This window comes from Rhodococcus sp. NPDC054953, from assembly GCF_053609225.1.
This window is the reverse complement of the sequence record NZ_JBSGXD010000092.1, coordinates 1-1,025: the sequence shown is the minus strand read 5'-3', so window position 1 is coordinate 1,025 and position 1,025 is coordinate 1. Positions and strand designations below refer to the sequence as shown.

General features: G+C 71.3%; 2 protein-coding genes. Both read left to right on the top strand.

Annotated features, from left to right (window positions below):
* On the top strand, window positions 1–503 hold a 503-nt coding region (locus ACWF62_RS20720; RefSeq protein ID WP_452631320.1), incomplete at its 5' end, for an FHA domain-containing protein.
* Window positions 504–513: 10 nt separating this feature from the next.
* On the top strand, window positions 514–1,025 hold a 512-nt coding region (locus ACWF62_RS20715), incomplete at its 3' end, for an FHA domain-containing protein FhaB/FipA (RefSeq protein ID WP_452631318.1).

Sequence of the window (1,025 nt, the reverse complement as noted above, 5' to 3'; positions counted from 1 at the left end):
AGATCAAGGTCAACCTGGAGAAGTCGCCCACCCTGGACACCGGTCTCTACCGGGTCCGCAGCCGCACGCTGGCCTCCAGCAGCAGTGCGCAGGGCCCGGGCGCCCCGACCTTCGGCGGTTCCGCCCCCATGGCACCGCCGCCCGGCGCGCCCCGGATGCCGGCGGGCGCGCCCCCGGTGCCCGCCGGGCCGCCGCCCGGTGCCGCCCCCGGTGTCCGGGGCACGGTGCGCCGCTGGGTGGAGATCAACGGCACCCGGCACCAGATCTCCCGCCCCACGCTCGTCCTCGGTCGCAGCACCGAGGCCGACGTCCGGATCGACGATCCCGGTGTATCCCGCAGGCACTGCGAGATCCAGGCCACAGAACCGGCCACAATCCGGGACCTGGGCTCCACCAACGGCATCGTGGTCGACGGGCAGCACACCAAACGCGCTACGCTCCGCGACGGCTCACGCGTCGTCGTGGGCAGCACCACCGTCATTTACCGGCAAGCCGAAGGGTGAAGCGGGGGCAATGTCAGAGCTGACCCTGACGGTCATGAGGCTGGGTTTCCTGGCCGTTCTGTGGCTGTTCGTGATCGTCGCCGTACAGGTGATCCGCAGCGACCTGTTCGGCACGCGGGTCACCCAGCGCGGCGCCGCCCGCCAGAGCGCCGCCCCGATGCAGCCGCGCAACCGGCAGCAGCAGTCGCCGCAGCAGGCCAAGCCCGCTCGCGGCGGCCGGCAGCGGCGCGGTGCCCCGACGAAGCTGGTGATCACCGAGGGTTCCCTCACCGGAACCACTGTCGCCCTCCAGGGGCAGACCATTACGCTCGGCCGGGCACATGACTCGACGATCGTGCTGGACGACGACTATGCCTCGGGGCGGCACGCGAGGATCTACCCCGACCGCGACGGCCAGTGGATCGTCGAGGACCTCGGATCGACCAATGGCACGTACCTCGAGCGCGGCCGGCTGACCACCCCGGTACCGATCCCGCCCGGAGCGCCGATCCGGATCGGCAAGACGGTTATTGAGGTGCGGAA